Raw genomic sequence first — 20,397 nt, 5'->3', positions numbered from 1 at the left:
TCGGAATGGGTGGCCGGCTTCGTTTCGGAATCAATGGCCGGCTTCAGCGGAATACGCACTCCGGAAGCTCGAGACCATGCCAATAGCTGAAATACCGGATCCGATAGGCCCCAAGAACAATGCAAGCCGTGGAGAAATAGAAGCGGGAGAGGGCCGGCAGGATCGCTTCGTGCTGCAGGCCGACGTGGTAAAGCTCATTCCGAAAGTTGTGCATGATCGCAACCGTTCGCGCCTGCTCCTCCGTCAGGAGACCTTCGAGCTTAGCAAACTTTAGCTTCGCCTCGAAGACGCGGCCCATCGCTTCGTCGAGCTCCTTCGTGTGCTGATACCTCCCTCTCTGGATCCATGACGCCTTCAGCTCACTGTGCTTGTTCTTCGCAAGCTCGTGCATGGCGAGTTCGATAGCATTGTCGGTCAACATGAGCCCGAACCGGGCATCGTGAACGCCGCCCTTTTGGATATGCTCAAGGGCGAGATCCATTTGGTCCAGCACGCTCGCAAGGAACTTCAACATCGAGATCAGCCGAGGTCGATCTCGTCGGCGGCCTTGCGGGCACGCTCGTCGATAAAATCACTAATGACCCTGTGCTGGCTCGCTTCGATCTGGGCCGTCATGTCAAGGACATCCTGCATCCACGCACCAACGCGGAATCCTGTCACGTCAACGAACTCCCACTGGGCATATTCGTCCATCAGATCCTTGCAGATATCGAACTTGGCAACGCAGATCTCGCCTGCGTAGAAATGGACCTCTCCGCGGTAGGTGTCATCTCCGGGAGCCGACGACAGTCCGCCGTTGCGAAAGACGAGGCGATATGGCCGATCATTGAAGATGAAGTCGTTGGTCGTCACCTCGATACGGCGCGCACCGATCTCTTCGGTGGCTCGGGTGGAGACGATGTTGCTGGCGTCGAACTTCACCCATCTCATGAAGTCATCTCGCTGGCTCCATGCGTGCCAATGGCTCATGTGTTCTGGCAGGCAGCACCCGAGCGCATGCGCTATCCGGCCCTCTCTAACGATCTTGCGCGCAATCTCGACCTTGCGATAAGCCGCGTTCAGCTCCTCATCCGGAGCAACCTGCTGGGCTGCATACGAGGCATCGGCATAGGTTCGGAGCGATGAGGCCAGCTTCTTCGCCGCCTCCTCAAGCTCGTCCTGTTTCGATTTCGGCCCTGGCTTCATCGCCGTAACAACTGGCTCAGCTACCACCCGATCCTGCTTCTTCTTCCAAAACATGCATACCCCTCGCTTCCACAACCATAGCATCATGATTTCAAATGGGGAGGGCCCTCAAGAGGCTCTTGCGTCGTTCGCCACCGGCGACAATCATGTCAGGGTGCAGACGGACCCCACGCCGGATAGATTTCCCTTACGGCAAGCCCTCAAGTTCGTGGTCGCCGTGGCGCGACATCCAAAATCTGCCAACCGGAGACAGTCTTTTCCCTTACAGGATAATCGGCGCAGTCGGGACCAGGCGACGTGCGGTAACACCTCCGCCGTCTCGAGCGAGAACTTCGACGAGGGCAGCGTTCGGCCCGTTGACGAAGAGGTTCCGGAAGACTGGTTCAAACTTCGCATGCGAGAACGTCATCTCAGGCAGCTTGATGTCAGCCAGCGTGCCAGCAAGGTAATCAGCAATCCGAATGAACTCAGCGTACTCGTTCTCTCCGTCCCATCCGGGCAGACCGAAATAGAACTCTGGCTCGAGAGCATCCTGACCATTCATCATCCGGTGAAGATGGAAATATAGGAAGGACAGATCGAAGGCCACTTTATCATGCTTGTCGAACATGGCGTCCCGGTCGCTGATCCAGCGGATGAATTTGGGCTTCTTTTTGACTGCCAGATGCCGACAAACGATCGAGGCAAAAGCTGAACAGAGAAGAATCTGTCGAGCCAGATTGGAATTTGGAGAGCGCTTTTTCATCTCGGTCTGGAAGCTCGCCAGCCGCCTGTCCACCGCGCGGTAATGATCAGCCTTCTCGGGCATCATTACCACCATTTGAGAAACGACATCCCGCATGTCCTGAAGAGCGCCGCGGATGTTGTCGTCGGTCATGTAGTCGCGAAGCAGCTTCGACTTCTTCTCGATTAAGTAGCTGACGCTGAAGACGACAGGGCAGCTCAGATATTCGATGAGGCCCTGCGACGACGACCGAGATCCTTTGATGTCGCTAGGCGCTACCGCCGCGATGTATTCCTCGATGTTCGACTGGGTGTCGTGATTGAGAACTATCGCGAAGGCAAAGGTGTCATTCGCCTTGTTTGAATCTCCGATGCAGTAATCGGAAAAGACGTTCCACGCTAAACCCTCGGGAAACTGCCTGAACCATGCTTCGAGGTCGGCCGAGATGGTCCGGTACACGGTTTCGAGAAGATTGATCAGTTCGAACATGCCATTCTCACTTCACGCCTGCAGTCTTCGGCCGATGTCCAGGAGACGGTTTCGGAGTGTCGGATGTCACGTCGTCGCCGCGACGAGCAGCCAGCTTCGGTTCCTTCCGGAATCCGCGGCCGTAGCGCACCAATCCATAGGCCTCACAGACCTTGGCCGAAAACAGGCGATGCAGCTCCTGCCGATCGTCGATGTTGAAGAACTGGACCACGCCGGAGCGGATCTCGAACACCTCGTGCGGTGTCAGGCCGCTGTTGTCCATAAGAATCACTTCGTCTGCGAGCCTCAGGGCTTCGGTCAGCTTTTCCAGCGAGCCTTTGTGTCGCCTGCGGATATCCGCTTCCGGTATGTCGTGACCGCCCTTCTCAACCCGGCGCTTAACGCGCTCGATGTTCGTCTCGACGGATTCCAGGGCGACATAATAGAGGCCGACCTTGAACCCGGCCGCTTTCGCCTCGCGCATCAGCCGTATGGATTGCTGGCTGCTCAGCGTGCTTTCGAAGATGAAGGATTGCCGGGTTTCGATCATCTCCGCGATCTTGCGGAGAGCTGCTTCGGAGGCTCGCCGTTCCTTCGACTTGCCGTCGTCGGACTCGGGCAATGTATTCGCGATCTCGTCGGCGTTGATCCAGACACCTTCGAGCTTCAGCTTTGCGAATGCGGATGATTTGCCGGAGCCGTTCGGGCCTCCAAGGATTACAAAGGACAGTTCCGGCATGAAGCGATTACTGCCTCATGGCGGCGGGAACGCGCTCTTCATGCTCGTGCTCGGCGCGATCCTTGCGCTCGTTCTCGAGGTCCTTGGCGGAGAGTGGCAAGCCCAGCCGACGACTCTCGGCAAGAGCTTCCTTGCCAATCTGCATGAGGGCTTCCTTGTTCTCGCGGTATTTCTGCAAGAGCATCGTCGAACTCCTATTCCGCCGCTAACATAATGCCTTTGTCCGTCGACTGCAAATTCCAGCTTGTGCCGGGCTCCGCCGGCAGCAGTGCGGCGACACCAAGATTCATATCGTCGAAGGCACGCAGAGGCACTTGCTCGGCAATCCTGTTCGGTGCCATCCTATACAGCCCTGATGTCGCAATATTTGCTATTGCAGTAGAACCGGGAAAAAGTATCAAAATATGCCCCATGCCCGAAACCGTCCCCTCCCCGTCATCTCCCTCAACCCCAGCTCCTGAACGATCCGCCTTGCCCCTTGAGGCGTGACCTCAAGCATCTTGGCCACCATGCCAGCCGAGATTAACGGCCGCGCCATGACGAGCTCCACAAGCTCCGGCAGCCTGGACGAAGTCCGCCGTCCCTCCAGTTTTCGGTCCATCATCGTTTTCGCCAGCGTCAGCCGGTCATGCTCTTTTATGCCGATCTCGGCGGCCGCCAAGTATCCGTGAGCTATGGCGAGCAACCGGGTCTCCCGATCACGGTGCCGGCGCCGGTCGACTGAAATGGTTTTGAGGCCGAGATTGATCGTGGCGAGATGGAGACCGCTGGTGATGCCGGCTTCCCGAAGGATCGACGGGGCCAACAGCCGGCCGAGCCAAGGCGCGTGCTGCAGGACGGAAAGCTCGTTCCAGGCATCGAGGGCGACGATCGCCTGCAATACCGCCGGCAGGTTTTCGGCTTGGCGCAACACGCCCCGCCATTCGTCGAGCCGCGCGTCTTCGTCCCAATCGAGATCATAGATGATCGGATCCTTCTCGGCCGGACGGCTACCGCCGCTCCGGCCAGGCCGCGTGGCATCCTCGATCGCGGCCTCGGATCGGGCCAGCATCGCATCGATGGCGGCATAGTCGACACCGGGAAGGTCTTCGATGTCACCATCGTCCCCCTCCCCTTCCGGATCGGCGGCGACCGCGGGTCGAATGACGCCGGTCGGCCTCACGGCCTCGGGGCCGGCCGAGTTAATGTCCGATGTTTGTCGCAGCGTTCGGATACCGTCTACAGATAACGCCCAGTCCGGCGCCTGCGCAACGATGCGCCGGCGGGTGCGCAAAACGTCACGGGCGATGGTGAGTTCGTGGGTTGGGGTGCGGATGTCGCGGGTGGCGTCATGGAGGACGAGGTCTTCGAGATGGACGAGTTCGCCATCGATCCAGAGCGAGGCGCAGGCGTCGGCGAAGTTTTGGCGTTCGAGGAAGCCGGCGCCGACGGTCGAGCGGGCGATGCGCTCGTCGAGGCGCGTGAGCGCGACACCTGCGTCGAACGCCGGACGGATCAGGGCTGTCACGCTGATTTTCGTGAGATCGTAAACCATTGAAATCATGGTAAATGATTTGCTAAAGGAAATCTATCTTGGCGTTTGGGTTCGCCACTGGATAGATTGCACCAGCGCATCGCTGGCCATCGATAAGTACCCCTTATCGAAGATTAGCCATCTCAAGTGACTTTCAAGCTGTCTCCTATCGCAATCGTTATATTCCACGCAATTTTGATCGAGAACGAACCGATATCCGAATCGCAACTCTCCGTCCGCAGCGCCAAAACCAAGGAACTGGCGCGTGCGCTCGCGCCGGGCTGGCACGCCGGCCAACAAGCTCGTCGAGCAGGCGTTGGAGCACTACGACAGCGAACTGCGGAGCCAAAGCACCACCATCCGCTCGACGCCATCAGGGATATTGCCGCCGAAGGATGCGGCAGCGTCCCGGCCGGTGCGATCTCCAATCATGAGCGGCGGATGTTCTCCGGCGTTGCGGTGTCAGGCGAGCGTCCGAGGAACGCGGCGAAGCGTCGAACGTGGCGAACATAGTCCTGCTGCGTGTGGGTTCCCAAGCCCCATGAGCGCGTTGTGCAGCATGCGCTGGCGAAGCTGACTGTTAGGTGCATCGGTCGATGGGTTCGCGAAAGGCTATGAATACTAAGCCATCTCAGGCCGTGGTGCCCCCTCTCGCGAAGCAGGTTCGTGCATGAGGGCGCGAAGCGGCCCTTCAGCAATCGAACTTTCCATGTTCCCTTCGGGCAGCGGGCCGAAGGGGAGCATCGGTGGTATTTGCTCCATAAGAAGGGAAATGTCGGCACGACCCCACCTGCCCTCACTGCATCTCGTTTACGTCCGATTCTTGAATCGCGCGCCGACACCGCCACCGTTCTCCGGAATGAATTCAATGCCGGCATCTTCCAGCGTAATCCTGATCAGTTTTAGGTTTGCCGCCGTAATCGAAGGCTGCCCGTCACCAGCTTCCGCGCGACGCACTGTCGTAACACCAACACTTGCAGCCTTTGCGAGATCTTCCGCGGACCATCGGAGCAGTGCCCTCGCCGCCCGAATTTGGGCTCCGGTTATTCCATTCATTTTTTTCAATTTCTCATTGAATATTTTACGCCAAGGTGATATGAAAACGCCCATTGCGGCTGAAACCGGTGTTTGCACCACCGGCTCCAGCCTGACCACAACCAAGCTTACGGGAGCTCGGATCATGGCTGATTCCGACAATAGCAGAACTTTGCCTCCGGTCACGCTGGAGAACTGCAAATCCGTTCCACCTCATCAACTTCCTGAACATCATCGCCTGCGCACCTATGAGTCGAAACGGGATTCAGTGCGCAACGACGCCCGAGATTGGGAGCGAACGGCGCTATAGCTGACGAATAAATTGGCGCGCATCCGACATCTCACCTGGCCGATCGGTTCCAGAAAATCCGCGATTTCAACATCGAGCACAACCGGAAGCTTCTCCGGCATCCCGATTGTTGAGTTGTAACGGGCGCACTCTATCAACCGATTTAGGAACGGTCGACTCCTGTTGGAGGCCGAGTTGCTGTTGCGTCGGCCGGCGTTTGCGTCCCGCCATTTTCAAATCCGCGCCAATGCAAAACGCCGGGGGGTGAAAACCCTTTCATCGCGACAATGCCGGCTACGCCAAGAATCCACAGAGGGAACTTCATGATGAAACAAAAAAACAGACTTCATCCATTTCTGCTTTCGGCGGTGCTGGTATCGCTCGCATTCTGCGGGGCTTTGTCGGGACAGGCCCAAGCGCAGGAATTGCGCGTCGCGACGGCCTACAAGCTGATGACGCTTGATCCGCACTATGCGAACCTCAACGAAAACACCTCGCTGCTCTCCCATATCTACGAGCGGCTCGTCTATCAGGATGAGCAGTTGAACCTGAAGCCGGGTCTTGCGACATCCTGGGAGAGGCTCTCGGACACGCAATGGCGATTCAGGCTGCGGGAAAATGTCAGGTTTCAGGACGGTTCCCCCTTCACCGCGAATGATGTCGTCTACACGATCGAGCGCATCCGGGATTTTCTGAAACCGCCAAGCGGCGGCTTCCAGTCCTATGTGAGCGGGATCAAATCGGTGTCCGCGCCCGATCCCCTGACCGTCATCATCGAGACGAAGACCAGCGCTCCGACCCTGCCGCTGGCGTTTTCCTCGATTTTCATCATGCCCAAACCGCCGGTAGGCTTCCGGACCACGGAAGAGCTCAACGCCGAGACACCTCCGGTCGGAACCGGACCCTACAAATTCGCGGGCTGGAGCTCCGGCGAGACCCTGAAACTCGCCAGAAACGACGATTATTGGGGAGGAAAGCCCGCCTGGCCGACTGTCACGTTTCGGGTAATCGAGAGCCCGGCGGCGCGCGTCGCGGCGTTGACAACCGGGGAAGTCGATGTCGCGGATGCCATCCCGGCGCGCGACGTGGGGGCCCTGAAGCAGCGTGGCGCGAAAATCGAGAGCGTGGGGGCGGCGCGTGTCAACTTCCTCCAATTCGATGTTGCGAGCGAGACGCTTCCCGGCGTGACGGATAAGTCTGGTGAACCGATCGCCAATCCCTTCAGGAACCCGATGGTGCGAAAGGCCCTCGCCATGGCGACGGATCGCGGAATTCTGACCGACAAGATCCTGGCGGGCTATGGCACGCCCGCGTCACAGCTCTTCCCGGCCGGCTTGCCGGGCACGTCCGCCAATCTCGTCGCCAGCCCGCCGAAATATGATGAAGCGAAGGCGCTGCTTGCCAAGGCAGGCTATCCGGATGGCTTCAATCTGGTTCTCGCCGGGCCGGCCGGTCGTTATCCCGGCGACGGCGAAACCTTGCAGGCGGTTGCCCAAAGCTGGGCCCGCATCGGCGTGACCGTTCGGCCGATCGCCGCCCCGTTCTCGGTCTTCAACACCAAGCGCGCGGCGGGCGAATATGCCGTCTGGTATGGCGGCTGTTCGGGCGAAGCCGTGGACATCATGCTCGACGCCCTGCTGGCCTCGCCCGATCCCGAGCGTGGCACCGGCGCCCTGAACTACGGCAACTACAGGAACGAAGCGTTCGACAAGATGCTCGCCAGGGCAGAGAGCATCCGGGAGGGGCCGGAGCGGAACAGGGCGCTTGCCGACGCGACGGAGTTCGTCATGGCCGACCAGCCGATCATCCCGCTTTACCATTTCCATCACATCGTCGGCCACGGCAAGCGTGTCGGCTCCTATGTCATGCATCCACGCGGCTGGACCACGGCGATGCAGACGCTTCCGGCAACGGAGTGAACGATCATGGCCTTGATATCAGTAGCAATGGGGAGGCTGTCACAAGCCTTCCTTCTCCTCCTGGTCATGTCAGTGATAGGCTTCATCGGCATTCACAGCGTCGGCAACCCGGTCTTCAACGTCGTCAACATCGAAACCGCCACGCCCGAGGATATCCAGCGCGCGACGATCGCCCTCGGGTTGGATCAACCTGTCTGGCGTCAGTACCTTCTCTTCATCGGCAATGTCGTCACGGGGAATTTCGGAACCTCGTACATCTATCATCTGCCGGCCTTCGGTCTGGTGATGAGCAAACTGCCCGCGACGCTGGAACTGGCGTCGATCGCGATGCTCGTGGCGGCACCGGTCGGAACCGTGCTCGGACTGCTTGCCGGCAGGCGGAATGGGACGCTCCTTGACCGAACCATCCTGAAGACGAGCGTGTTCGCGCTCAGCATTCCTTCATTCTGGCTGAGCATGATGCTGATCCTGCTCGGTGCGATCCTGACGGGCTGGTTTCCATCCGGCGGCAGAGGTTCGACAGCGAGCCTGCTGGGACAGGAATGGAGCTTCCTGACCTGGAACGGCCTCTGGCATCTGACCCTTCCCGCACTTGCCCTGGCAATACCGAACATCGCGTTGATCGCACGCCTGGCACGGTCCGGCACGATCGAGGTCGAAAGCCTCGATTTCACGCGGTTTTGTCGTGCCAAGGGACTTTCATCGCGCAGAATCCTCTTCCGCCATACGCTTCCCAACATCAGCGTACCGATCGTCACGGTCATCGGCCTGCAATTCGGCGGCATGCTCGCCTTCGCGGTGGTCGTGGAATCGATCTTCGCCTGGCCAGGCATCGGAAAGCTGCTGATCGATTCCATCCAGCTCCTCGATCGGCCGGTGGTGATGGCGACATTGACCTTCATTTCGGTCGCCTTCGTCGCGCTGAACGCCCTTGTCGACCTCTTTTACGCCGTGCTCGACCCGCGCGTGCGCCTTTCCGCATGAAGGTGACATCATGAAAGCCGAAATCATCCGGGTGCTGGGAAAGCCCCCATATGGCCCGACCCTGACCCTGTCCAAGATCGTTCTTGCGGCGTATGTCCTGCTTGCCCTCGCGGCGCCGGCCATCGCTCCGCAAAATCCTTACGACCCGCTGCAGATCTACGGATGGGAAGCCTCTTCTCCTCCCGGCACGACGGGAAGTGGCGGCTATATATACCTGCTCGGGACCGATGGCCTCGGCAGGGATATCGTCAGCAGCATCCTTTATGGCTTGCGCATCAGCCTTCTTGTCTCGATCACCAGCGCCGCCATCGCGGCCCTGATCGGGCTTACGGCCGGCGTCAGCGCGGCCTATTTCGGGAAGTGGGTCGATGTCGCTATCATGCGATTGGTCGACCTCCAATTGAGCCTGCCGACAATCCTCGTCGCACTGATCGCCATCGTCACGCTGGGGCCAGGGATCGATCGCATCATTCTGGCGCTGATCATCGCTCAATGGGCGACCTATGCCAGGGTTGTGCGCGGCGTGGCGCTCAGCGAAACCGGCAAATCCTATATCGACGCGGCCCGGCTGATGCGGCTGCCCACGTCCCGGATCATCTTCCGCCACCTGCTTCCCAACAGCATCGCGCCAGCCGTTACCCTCATCCCGATCGAGGTCGGCCATGCCGTCGCGCTGGAGGCGACATTGTCGTTCCTGGGCCTTGGTGTTCCGATCGACAAGCCTTCCCTGGGCGCCACGGTCGCCAACGGATTTCAGTACCTTCTGACGGGCCAATACTGGATCAGCCTTTTCCCCGGCCTTGCCCTCGTTGGCCTGATCGCAAGCATCAATCTCGTCGGTGAAGACGTCCGACGCCGCCTCGACCCAAGGAGCCGTTCGATATGACCCTTGAACCCGCGGACATTCCATTGCTTGAGGTGAAGAACCTCGGCCTTCGCTATCTCTCGGCGTCCAGTCCTGCGCCGATCCTCCACGACGTCAGTTTCGAACTGGGGCGCGGCGAAATCCTCGGCATCATCGGAGAGTCTGGCGCCGGCAAGTCGACGCTGGGCAACGCGATCATTGGCCTGCTCGCGCCCGAATTCCAACGAACAACGGGAACGATCCAGTTCGATGGGAAAGCCGTCGGCGCCGCGGATGACAGCGGATCGAGCAATGTCCGGGGACGGCGGATATCCGCCATCTTCCAGGATCACACGGCCTCGCTCGACCCGCTAATGAGCGTCGGCGCGCAACTGGAGGAAACGATCCTCGCAACAAACGAAACGCTTTCGAGGCGTGATGCCCGTGCACGTGCCCTCGAACTCATGGCCCGTGTGGGCATTCCGGAGCCGGACCGACGATACCGCGATTATCCTCACCAGTTCTCCGGAGGACAGCGGCAGCGGGTGGTGATCGCGATCGCTCTGGCGGGATCTCCCGACATCATCATTGCCGACGAGCCGACATCGGCACTGGATGCGACGGTTCAGAAGCAGATACTCGGACTTCTTAGAAACCTCGTCGAGGAGACGCATGTCTCGATCATTCTGGTCACCCATGACATGGGCGTCATCTCCGAGATCGCCGACCGTGTCCTCGTCATGCGAAACGGCCGGGTGGTGGAGCAAGGTGTCACCTCGACCATTCTCGAGGCCCCGCGAAACGCGTATACGCGCGGCCTGCTTGCCGCGGTTCCGCGGTTGCGGATCTCGAAACCCGTGCCGGAGAAGAAGACCGGCCGGGCCCGGACCGCTCCTTCCAGTGACTGCGACCACAAGTCCCCCACCGTGACGGCGGAGGGTGTTTCGAAGGCGTTTTCCCCTCAAGGGCTACATTGGCGCCCTCATCAGGGCACGATCGGGTTCGCTTTGCGGGACGTGAACATCCAGATCGCGCGCGGCGCGATCACGGGAATCGTCGGGGAGAGCGGAAGCGGTAAGACGACGATCGGCCGCATCGTCGCGGGATTGGACACGGCACCTGCCGGGAAGGTCACGATCGGCGACAATGCGTTCGACGTTTCGCAGAACGGTCGTCGAACCGGTCTGCTAGGCCGGGTCCAGATGATCTTCCAGGATCCGGCGGTATCCCTGAATCCCAGAATGACCATTGCCGAGACGCTGCGCGAAAGCATCCGGTTTGGTGCCGGTCTTGCACCCGGTGAAGAACGACCGGACATGATGGCGATGATGGATCGGCTTGGTCTCGCCCGAAGCCTGGGCGACCGTCATCCGCATCAGCTTTCCGGCGGCCAGAAACAACGCGTCGCGATCGCACGCGCATTGCTTGCAAGGCCTGAGATCGTGATCGCCGACGAACCGACATCCGCATTGGACGTCTCGGTTCAGGCCGAAATCGTCCAGCTTCTCAAGGAAAGCATCACGGAGCGGAACATATCGATGATCTTCATCTCCCATGACCTTGCGCTGGTGCAGGACCTCTGCAGCGCCGTCTACATCTTCAGGGATGGCCGGGTGGAAGATTCCGGGCCTTCAGATTTCATCTTCTCACAATCCCGAAACCCCTACACGCGGAGCCTCATTGACGCCCGGCCCCATCGCTTCACGCATTGATAAATCAACGGACCTCCACCGCGCTCAGCCGCGAATCCCAACAGCCAATTCTCAGGAGACAGTGGCGCGTCGTCGCCACAAAAGGTGACATATGAATGACAGGTTCACATTGGCCGTCACTGGCCAGTCGCTGATAAAGCAGGATGTCCGTCACGTCCGCACTCCGGCTTTTCAGGACGTACAGGTCGTACTCCGCAAGGCAGATCTCGCCTTCACCAATTTCGAAGGGACAATCCGTGGAAAACATGGCGGGTGGCCGCTCAAGGGGTCGTTCTTCGGCAGTAGCGAGCCTGTCGTGCTGGACGCTCTTCAGGCCATGGGATTCCAGGCGCTTTCACTCTCGAACAATCACGCCTTCGACCTCGGCCCGTCAGGCGTGCTTTCAACGTTGGAGGAGGTTGGAAGGCGAGGCTTTCTCCATGCCGGCCTCGGCCGCAATCAAGCCGAGGCCGCTCAGGCCCGCATTGGGACGATCGGGCAACGGCGCGTCGCCATGGTTGCGATGGACGGCGGACCTGGCCCGGATTTCATGTATGCCGCGAACGCGGACAAGGGTCGCCCCGAGCGTCCCGGCGTGAACCGGCTTCGACTGTCACAGCTCATCGAGGTCGACCAGGCCGCATTCGAACAGATCCGAGCCGTCCGGGACAGGGTCGGCTATACCGCGATCGACCTTACCAACGACAGCCAGCCTGACGACCCCCCTCGCCTCGATCCGGAGGCCGAGATCGGAATCGCGCGCGGCATCTTCAGGCGATCCAACCGGTTCGGTCGAAGCGTGAAGATCGACGAGAACGACATCAGGAGGAACCTCGCTTCGATCGCGTCCGCCGCCGAGGATGGCTGCCTCGTCATAGCTTATCTGCATCACCACCATTGGGCCTCGGACTGGTACCAGGTTCCCGAGTGGGTCAGCAGCGTCGCGAAGCGATGCATCGACGCCGGTGCCGCCATGTTCGTCAGCCACGGCGCGCCCGTTCTGCAGCCGATCGAGATTTACCGGCGGCGGCCGATTTTCTACAGCCTTGGTAATTTCATCTTTCATGTGAGATCGGAAAAGTCGACCTGGACCGCACCGGAGGTATGGGAAAGCATTGTCGGGTTATGTGCGTTCGGAAAAGACAATAACCTGATCGACATCGCTTTCCATCCCGTCGTCATCGGTGGCGATGACGCACTGAAGAATAGCATGCTGGAACACCGATTGGTTCCGCATCTGGCGACCGGGTCCAGTGCCGAGAGGATTCTGTGCCGGTTTGGCGAGCAATCCGGCAAGCTCGGGGCAAGGATCGAAATCTCCGATGGCGTTGGCCTTCTCCGCGGCTAGCTGGAGGGGGCTGCGCATAGCTTATCGAGCCCGGCCTGCTTTCCGCCCCTGAAAGCGGCGCGGTAGTCGACCAGGTTTGCTTCCGGAATTCAGTCAATGCTCAGCCGCAACGACTTTCAAGGTAATCACGATATTGGCTCAGGTGGAACAAATGGGAATTCGTGACGAACTCATCAGCCGGTTTTTCCGGTATGTTGCAATTGAGAGCCAAAGCAATGGGCATTCTCCCTCCTTGCCATCTTCGCCGGGGCAATCCGAGCTCGCCTCCTTGCTAGCCGACGAACTACGCGCGCTTGGCGTTGAAGATGTCCTGCTCGATGAGCAAGCGATCGTAACGGGCGTGAAGCGCGGAAACAGACCAGACGCTCCGAAGATAGGTTTCATCGCTCATCTCGATACGGTCGATGTCGGCCTTTCACCGGTCATCCGGCCACGCCTCGTGCGTTTTGAAGGCACGGATCTGTGTCTCAATCCGCAGGAGAACATTTGGCTACGCACCGCCGAGCACCCGGAAATTCTTGCCTGGACGGGCCAGGACATTATTGTCAGCGACGGAACAAGTGTCCTTGGTGCGGACAACAAGGCTGCAATCGCGGTCATCATGACACTGCTTGCCAGACTTGACCCCGCAGTAACTCACGGCGATATCTTCGTCGCCTTCGTGCCGGACGAAGAGATCGGGCTGCGCGGCGCCAGGGCTTTGGATCTCACTCGCTTCCCATGCGACTTCGCTTATACGATCGACTGTTGCGAACTTGGCGAGGTGGTGGTCGAAAATTTCAACGCGGCATCTGGCGAAATCGTCTTCACCGGCGTCAGTGCGCACCCAATGTCGGCAAAGGATGTTCTCGTTAATCCTCTCCTGATGGCGCTCGATTTCATTTCCTGCTTCGATCCCAGCGAAACGCCGGAATGCACCGGGGAACGCGAAGGCTTCTTCTGGTTCAGGGAACTTGTCGCGAACGAGAGCGAGGCAAGGTTGAACGTGATGATCCGGGATTTCGACAGTGCTGAATTCGAGCGGCGCAAGGATCGAGTGGATACAATGGCGAAACTGATCAGATCGAAATATCCCTCGGGCAACGTTCAGTGTAGCCTGACCGATACCTACCATAATATCGGCCGCTATCTTCACGGCGATCATCGCGCCGCGGAGCTTCTCTTCAATGCTCTCCATGAACTCGGGATTGAGAAAAAGCTGATCCCCATGCGCGGCGGGACAGATGGCGCTGTCCTTTCCGCTCGCGGAGTGCCCACGCCGAATTTCTTTACCGGGGCATACAACTTTCATTCGCGATTTGAATTTCTACCCGTCCCTGCTTTCGAAAAATCATTCGAAGTCGCAGCAATGATTTGTGCATTGGCGGGAGCGACGAAGCGCGGCGCCCAACACGTCCGAAGATGATTGCGGTCACGCGACAAAACGACCTAGCCGCCGCCATGATTGTCGAAAACCACTCTCGCCCGACACCATTCGATCCGGACTTCACCGGGCGCGGATAGAATAATCGCGTCGCCATGGCGCGATGAACTGGGGATCGGCATGGAGTCACGACCCGAGTTATTTGCCATTAGCGACATACCGTCGCAGAGGGACCATCTGGCCCAGGGGTTGCTATTGACCGCTGGTATCCACACGTCATTGTCTGCTGCAAGCAGCCGGTGAAAACCGGAAGCTTGTTGTAGGTTCTTGTACTAATTGCGTATTATCGCATTTATCCTGTACGCGAATTTGAATTCGGCAACGTGCGATTGTCTTGCATGGCGCTCATTGCACGTCTGTTGCTTCTCCCCCAAAAGCACCCTCCAATCCGCATGGTCGCGATATCGTGAGTTTCAAACGCAATTATCGCGGATGTTAAACTTGCTTTGTTGCTTATTTGTGACAAGGGGGTCATGGCGATGCGCGGGGACAGTTCCAGCATAGGGAAAATTGTCGAACTCACAGACGCTGCGACAAGCGAAGACGATCTGCGAAGCATTGTTGAGAAAATCGTCGAACTCTATGGACTGCGACATGTCGTTTATCATGGTTCTCGAGCCTCCGACGAACTCGCAACGGAACCCATCCTCCTCTGCACCTATGAAAAGAACTGGATCGACCGATATCTTGAATGCCACTACTTTCGCATCGATCCTGTCGTACGCTTCGCGAGCGAACGCTTACTGCCTATTGATTGGTCGGAATTACCTCACAACACACCCGCTGTTAAACGCTTCTTCGGCGAGGCGCATGAGCACGGCGTCGGTCGCAACGGCATGACAATACCAATCCGCGGCCCATGCGGAGAACGTGCTCTTTTCTCCATCACATCCGATGTCTCAAATCGACGATGGCAACGTGACCGAGCGCATTATGCGCGCGAGTTGCAGGTCTTCGCCCACTGTTTTCATAATCGAGCGGTCGTCTTTCACTCGGCAAATCAGGATCATTCAATCGCACCGCTTTCGCCGAGAGAGAGGCAATGTTTGCAGCTTCTTGCCCAAGGTAGGGCGCCGAAGCAAATCGCCGCTGATCTGCAAATCTCCGAGAGCGCTGTCAGGCTTTACACCTCCACTGCGTGCCGCAAGCTCAAATGCAAGAACAGGAATCATGCAATTTCGCGGGCCACCCGCCTGGGGCTGATTCATTCATTATAGACTACCGATCCAATGGCGTGAATCTGTCGAATTTGCCAAATTGAAGAGGTCCGGGGTGGCACTAGCCTTCCACTGTCAACCGACAGTGGGGAAGCATGATGAGGGTAATCTCAAATAGACATCGCGGTCTTTTCCCTGAAATCTTCAGGGAGATGCATCGCGCTCGCGCGATCATCTTCCATGACCGGCTTGGATGGGATGTGAAAGTCGAGAACGGGCTGGAGATGGATTCCTACGACCGCGACGAGGATCCGGTCTACCTCGTCGCGATGGATGGCCATCGCGAACAATCCACGGCTTCTCTCCGCCTCCTTCCGACAACCGGTCCCACGATGATCAAGAACGAATTTGCCGACCTGTTCAAGGAGCCAATTGATATAGCGAGTCCGACCATCTGGGAATGCACACGCTTCTGCGTCCACCCAATGAAAGCCCCGACCAGCGGCGACGCTTCAGCTAAACTATTACTGGGACTTTATAATCTTTGCCGCCTCTCCGGCATCGAAAGCATCGTCGGGATCTATGACCGCCGGATGACGCGGGTTTACTCTCGGATCGGCTGGTCACCGTCCCCCTTGGCTGTCGGCCAACTGGGGAAGGAAGAGCTTGTTCTTGGTGCCTGGGACGTCACTCCGGATGCTACGAGTAAACTGCGGTCGCATGGAAAGTCATTGACACCAGTGACCGACTTCCCGCTCCTGCCACTGGCGCTTCCGTCGGCTACAATATCCAATACAGCGCCAGACAAGGAATCCGCAAAGTACAAACACATCGCTGAAGCTTTCGTGCCGGTCTCACGTGCAGGATACATCGCAGAGAAGGTCTGCGCCCGCGCAAGTGACTATTGCCGCTTGATCGGCGCCACGGGCGCCGATACGCTGCTCGACTTCCACGACGCGCGTGCGATCCTGAGACCGACTGATGAAGGTCTGCACTTCCGGGTCGAAGCACAGGCCTTTATTACCTTCTATGGTATCCGGACACTCTTGCAGGGAAGTCTGTCCGCCATCACGACGTTTCCGGGCGGAGCCGTCGAATGGCACCCTGGTGGCAGCGTACCCTTCGACGCGACGCAAGGAGGCTCCGAAAACGAGCAAAGCTGGTTGGGCGGGAGATAGCCACCGTGTTGACACACCGGGTATTCTTTCGCCTATTCAGCGCCGAATGGCCAACTGGTACTCGTGTTCGTGGTTCTGGCGTAGCACCTTTTTCTGCAAGGCCGTGGTATGCCTGTGGAGCGGCTGAAGCAATGCGCCTTCTTTCGCGAGAAAAGTCCAGCGTAGAAATGAAGCATCCGAACTGCCGCACGAAAAGCACAAGGGCTCCCCTCCCGATGGGCCGCTCGTTATCTTGCGGATCAGACGGGAGCAAAGCTGTTGGTGGTGACAGTAGCGCGGCTGCCCGTGTTAGGAAGCCGTTATTTCAGTAGTGGGATTGTGGAATCGTAAGTCAGTTGGAGACATACCGAACTGTTTGCGAAAGCAGGTCGCAAAATACTGGCTCGAAGAAAAACCGCAGTCGAAGGCCACCTGCGTCACTGACTTGCGGCCGTTCGATGCCAGCATCTGACGCGCCGCCTCCAGCCGGATCATCTGCAAGTAGCGCGACGGCGTCATATTGGTGAGAGACTGGCAGTGTTTGGAAAACTGCGTGCGCGAAAGATTGCACTCGGCCGCCATATTCTCCAGCGTCCAATCGTCATCAAGTGCATGCCATAGCCGTCGCAGGAAGATGTCGACGGTGCGCCGCGACGTGGCAAGGGAACTGTCAAGCTCGGGCTGCTGCGCCTCCAGTTGGTTCTTGAACTGCAGCAGCATCATCGAGATCAGCAGACGCAACCGCGTCTCGCCGCCCTCTATATCGCCGGTCGAGACCACCTCGGCAATGTCCATGAAGCTGCGAACGACTTCGCGCGAGGCGGTGTACCAGGGCTGCTCGTTCTTGGACAGCAGTTCGGTAAGCCGGGCCTGGTCGCGTTCTGGCCAAGCGATCCAGTCCGGCCACAGCCAATCCTCATGTGGCCGGCGCACGCCCATGTCGAATAGCACCCAGATGATCTGGCTGGGCGCGACGAAGGGATCACCGAAAGCATGCAACTGCCATGGTCGCACCACGAACATCTGCCCTTCCTGAAGCTCGTATCGCTGTCCGTCGAGCGTGAGCGTCAGCGTGCCACGAGCGAGATAGGCGATCTTCACTCCCTCGTTGCAGTGTTCCGTCAGCCCCCAGTCCTGCGGTCGGGTGGCGTCCCAGCCACCAACGGAACAGACCTGCGGCAGCGCGTCACCCAGATCGCGGCCAGGATATCCGCGGCGTGTCCAGGCGCTCAGCGTTACTTTACCTTCGAGCGAAGCATCGAGCAGATCCCTGCAGTTTCCAGCGTAAAGCAGCGCGCCCGGTTCGCGGAAAACCGCCGGCCGCGCCACCGCGCTCGCCTTGTCGCTTCCTGCCATCGACATCTCCTCCCGATGTTCGAGTTTTACCACTTGCCAATTTTGAACGCATTTCAATCGCGCATGAGCGATGCTGTCCTCCATCAGTATCCGTGCCCGATTAACGTCGGTCGATGTGAAAAAGTCAATGATCTTCGCCTGTTCCTTCCTGAGGAGAGAATGGACAGGACGTCTGGCCGGGCCGTGCTGGATGAAGTGAGAAAAAGCAGATCGGAAACCGTCGGTGAAATTCAAACGCCGGTATTCCGCAAAGAAGGGCATGCGCCCACGGGGGAGGAGAATGCAGGTCGGTATCAATCTGTTGTGCCTTTCGGGGTTTATTACCGAGGCACATTTGCCGCAGATCAGTCGTCTCAAGGAACTGGGCTACGACGGTGTCGAAGTGCCTGTACTGAGCGGTGATCCAGCACATTACGCCTGGCTGGCGAAGGAGCTGGATGCACTCGGCCTGCGCCGAACATCCACGTCGGTGATCCCTTCCCCCGATGCCAACCCGATCAGCAGCGAGGCCGAAATACGCCGCCGGGGGCTAAAGCATCTGGATTGGATCATGGACTGCTCTCTCGCGCTGGAATCCGAGAGTATTGGTGGCCCGTTCCATGCTCCAATAGGGGTCTTCACTGGCGCGGGGCCCAGTGTGGACGAAATCCGCTATGGCGCGGAAGCGCATCATCGCATGGCCGAGGTAGCCAAGACCAATGGCATCTATCTAAGCCTTGAGCATCTCAACCGGTTCGAGACGCACTTCCTGAATACGATGGAGCAGGCCAAGGCCTATGTCGCGGCTGTCGATCACGACGCCTTTACCATCATGTACGACACGTTCCACGCCAATATTGAGGAGCAGAAGCAGTCCGTAGCGATCGCTACAATCAGTGGCCATATCGGCGTGCTGCATATCTCGGAGAACGATCGTGGCATTCCCGGCCGCGGCCACATCGATTTTGCGGAAATATTCCGTGCGATCCGCAAGACCGGTTTCGACGGCTGGGTAACGGTGGAGGCATTTGGCGGCGGCTTGCCGGAACTGGCGGCGGCAACCCGCGTATGGCGGCCGCTTTTCCCCGATCACGAGACGCTGTTTTCGGAATCGATAGACTTCATCCGTTCCGGATGGGACGTTGCCGTATGAGTGGTGAACCTGTCATCGAGATGCGCGATATCGGCAAGCGTTTTCCCGGCGTTGTCGCCCTGAAAGGTGTCAGCTTCGCCTGCCGTGCAGGCGAGGTTCACGCGCTGGTTGGCGAGAATGGCGCGGGCAAGTCCACGCTGATCAAGATCATGTCTGGTGTTTATCAACCGGACGAAGGCGAAGTACTGGTCGGCGGCAAGCCGGTGCACTTCCGCCATCCGGTCGATGCCCTGAAAGCCGGCATTTCTGTCATCTACCAGGAGTTCTCGCTGCTGCCGGAACGGACAGTGGCGCAGAACATCTTTCTCGGGCGCGAGACCACCCGTAACTTCATGCTCGACAACAAGGCGATGCGTCAGGAGACCCGCCGCGTGCTCGACATGTTCGCCGCCAGCAAGCGAATAGACCCCGATATGCTGGTGTCCGAGCTTGATGTCGCTTCACAGCAAATGGTCGAGATCGCCAAGGCCATTTCGCTGCACGCGAAGGTCCTCGTCATGGACGAGCCAACGGCGGCGCTGAACGAGACCGAATGTCGCGAGCTGTTTGAGACAGTTGATGCGCTGCGGGCGCACGGTACGGCCGTGATCTACATCACGCATCGCATGCGTGAGGTGACACGGCTCGCCGATCGCGTGACTGTCCTCAAGGACGGCGAGGTCGCGGCGCGCTTCGAAAGCCGACCGGAACCGACATCAATCGTCCGCGCGATGGTCGGCCGCGACATAGCCGATTTCTATGCGCCCTTCGCGACGCCGGAGGAGATCGGGACTACGGTGCTTTCCGTACGTGACGGCGGAAACGGCGCTCTCCACGGCATCGATTTCGAGCTCAAGGCCGGAGAAATCCTGGGCTTTGCCGGCATCCAGGGGGCGGGCCGGGCCGCACTGGCGATGGCGATCTTCGGTATGCGTCCCTTCGAGAGCGGAACAATGACACTCGCCGGAGAGACGGTTCAATTTACACACCCGCGGCAGGCGATTCGCGCCGGTATCGGCCTTCTGCCTGGCGACCGCAAGGGCGAAGGCCTGACACTGATGCAGTCCGTTCGCGATAACGCCATGCTGACGCCGCGCGCCTTCGGCTCGCTGCTTGGCGGCCATAAACGCAACGGCTTCATCGATCTCACCAGCATGGACACGCTGCTTGACCGCCTGGAGGTGAAGGCAGCCTCTTACGATCAGGACATCCGCTTTCTCTCGGGCGGCAACCAGCAGAAGGCGATCGTCGCCCGCTGGCTGGCGCTCAAGCCCAAGGTGCTCGTCTTCATCGAACCGACCCGTGGTATCGACATCAATGCCAAGGCCGGAATCTACCACCTGATGCGCGAGCTCGCCCGGGCCGGGGCGGGCATCATTATGATCTCATCGGACTTACCCGAAGTGATTGGAGCAGCCGACCGCATCCTCGTCATGCGCGAAGGCATGATCGTA

19 protein-coding genes are annotated in these 20,397 nt (G+C 58.9%); 10 read left to right on the top strand and 9 right to left on the bottom strand.

Features of this window, described 5'->3' with window-relative positions; all coding sequences use genetic code 11:
* Positions 1-43: 43 nt before the first annotated feature.
* The 8 genes from ATN84_RS08830 to ATN84_RS08805 form a co-directional block, all read right to left on the bottom strand.
* Positions 44-514, bottom strand: a complete 471-nt coding sequence (locus ATN84_RS08830; protein ID WP_068881311.1) for a hypothetical protein — start codon at positions 512-514, stop codon at positions 44-46.
* Positions 515-519: 5 nt separating this feature from the next.
* Positions 520-1,239, bottom strand: coding sequence for a hypothetical protein (locus ATN84_RS08825; protein WP_153020171.1), 720 nt, complete (start codon positions 1,237-1,239; stop codon positions 520-522).
* A gap of 208 nt (positions 1,240-1,447) precedes the next feature.
* The gene (locus ATN84_RS08820; RefSeq protein WP_068881309.1) at positions 1,448-2,398 is read right to left on the bottom strand and encodes a hypothetical protein; all 951 of its coding nucleotides are present in this window, start codon (positions 2,396-2,398) and stop codon (positions 1,448-1,450) included.
* A 7-nt stretch (positions 2,399-2,405) separates the two neighbouring features.
* Positions 2,406-3,116 carry an ATPase gene (locus ATN84_RS08815; RefSeq protein ID WP_082766193.1) on the bottom strand — a complete coding sequence of 237 codons (711 nt, stop codon included), beginning with the start codon at positions 3,114-3,116 and terminating at the stop codon, positions 2,406-2,408.
* A gap of 7 nt (positions 3,117-3,123) precedes the next feature.
* Positions 3,124-3,300, bottom strand: a complete 177-nt coding sequence (locus ATN84_RS27450; RefSeq protein ID WP_201026344.1) for a hypothetical protein — start codon at positions 3,298-3,300, stop codon at positions 3,124-3,126.
* A 10-nt stretch (positions 3,301-3,310) separates the two neighbouring features.
* A complete protein-coding gene (locus tag ATN84_RS26800) occupies positions 3,311-3,529 on the bottom strand; it encodes a hypothetical protein (protein ID WP_153020170.1) in 219 nt (72 codons plus the stop codon).
* Positions 3,514-4,659 carry an RHE_PE00001 family protein gene (locus ATN84_RS08810; RefSeq protein ID WP_068881308.1) on the bottom strand — a complete coding sequence of 382 codons (1,146 nt, stop codon included), beginning with the start codon at positions 4,657-4,659 and terminating at the stop codon, positions 3,514-3,516. The genes ATN84_RS26800 and ATN84_RS08810 overlap by 16 nt, the downstream gene beginning before the upstream one ends.
* A 780-nt stretch (positions 4,660-5,439) precedes the next feature.
* Positions 5,440-5,685 carry a helix-turn-helix transcriptional regulator gene (locus ATN84_RS08805; protein ID WP_068881313.1) on the bottom strand — a complete coding sequence of 82 codons (246 nt, stop codon included), beginning with the start codon at positions 5,683-5,685 and terminating at the stop codon, positions 5,440-5,442.
* 594 nt (positions 5,686-6,279) lie between these two features.
* Here ATN84_RS08805 and ATN84_RS08800 point away from each other — a divergent pair.
* The 8 genes from ATN84_RS08800 to rctB all read left to right on the top strand — a co-directional run bounded on the left by ATN84_RS08800 (position 6,280) and on the right by rctB (position 16,497).
* Positions 6,280-7,872: an ABC transporter substrate-binding protein gene (locus ATN84_RS08800; protein ID WP_068881307.1), complete on the top strand. Its 1,593-nt coding sequence runs from the start codon at positions 6,280-6,282 to the stop codon at positions 7,870-7,872.
* A gap of 6 nt (positions 7,873-7,878) precedes the next feature.
* Positions 7,879-8,856 carry an ABC transporter permease gene (locus ATN84_RS08795; RefSeq protein WP_068881306.1) on the top strand — a complete coding sequence of 326 codons (978 nt, stop codon included), beginning with the start codon at positions 7,879-7,881 and terminating at the stop codon, positions 8,854-8,856.
* Positions 8,857-8,866: 10 nt separating this feature from the next.
* Positions 8,867-9,742 (top strand): ABC transporter permease, encoded by an 876-nt coding sequence (locus ATN84_RS08790; RefSeq protein WP_068881305.1) that lies wholly within the window; start codon positions 8,867-8,869, stop codon positions 9,740-9,742.
* Positions 9,739-11,412, top strand: a complete 1,674-nt coding sequence (locus tag ATN84_RS08785; protein ID WP_068881304.1) for a dipeptide ABC transporter ATP-binding protein — start codon at positions 9,739-9,741, stop codon at positions 11,410-11,412. Before ATN84_RS08790 ends, ATN84_RS08785 begins: the two co-directional genes overlap by 4 nt.
* A gap of 91 nt (positions 11,413-11,503) precedes the next feature.
* The gene (locus ATN84_RS08780; protein ID WP_068881303.1) at positions 11,504-12,739 is read left to right on the top strand and encodes a CapA family protein; all 1,236 of its coding nucleotides are present in this window, start codon (positions 11,504-11,506) and stop codon (positions 12,737-12,739) included.
* 151 nt (positions 12,740-12,890) lie between these two features.
* Positions 12,891-14,144 carry a peptidase T gene (gene pepT / locus ATN84_RS08775; RefSeq protein ID WP_068881302.1) on the top strand — a complete coding sequence of 418 codons (1,254 nt, stop codon included), beginning with the start codon at positions 12,891-12,893 and terminating at the stop codon, positions 14,142-14,144.
* Positions 14,145-14,635: 491 nt separating this feature from the next.
* The gene (locus ATN84_RS25915; protein ID WP_153020168.1) at positions 14,636-15,379 is read left to right on the top strand and encodes a helix-turn-helix transcriptional regulator; all 744 of its coding nucleotides are present in this window, start codon (positions 14,636-14,638) and stop codon (positions 15,377-15,379) included.
* A 95-nt stretch (positions 15,380-15,474) separates the two neighbouring features.
* Complete coding sequence (gene rctB, locus ATN84_RS25910; RefSeq protein ID WP_082766190.1) at positions 15,475-16,497, top strand: SMa0974 family conjugal transfer regulator; 1,023 nt, start codon at positions 15,475-15,477, stop codon at positions 16,495-16,497.
* A 288-nt stretch (positions 16,498-16,785) separates the two neighbouring features.
* Here the strand turns inward: rctB and ATN84_RS08760 are convergent, their stop codons facing one another.
* A complete protein-coding gene (locus tag ATN84_RS08760) occupies positions 16,786-18,066 on the bottom strand; it encodes an AraC family transcriptional regulator (RefSeq protein WP_161939564.1) in 1,281 nt (426 codons plus the stop codon).
* 46 nt (positions 18,067-18,112) lie between these two features.
* Here ATN84_RS08760 and ATN84_RS08755 point away from each other — a divergent pair, with 46 nt between their 5' ends.
* Together ATN84_RS08755 and ATN84_RS08750 are read left to right on the top strand one after the other, a co-directional pair.
* Positions 18,113-18,964: a sugar phosphate isomerase/epimerase family protein gene (locus tag ATN84_RS08755; protein ID WP_068881299.1), complete on the top strand. Its 852-nt coding sequence runs from the start codon at positions 18,113-18,115 to the stop codon at positions 18,962-18,964.
* Positions 18,961-20,397 (top strand): sugar ABC transporter ATP-binding protein (locus ATN84_RS08750; protein WP_068881298.1); only part of this gene is annotated, 1,437 nt, incomplete at its 3' end. The genes ATN84_RS08755 and ATN84_RS08750, both read left to right, overlap by 4 nt.

The organism is Paramesorhizobium deserti (genome assembly GCF_001558695.1).
In the GTDB taxonomy this organism is placed as follows: Bacteria; Pseudomonadota; Alphaproteobacteria; order Rhizobiales; family Rhizobiaceae; genus Paramesorhizobium; species Paramesorhizobium deserti.
This window is presented reverse-complemented; position numbering and strand designations above follow the sequence as displayed.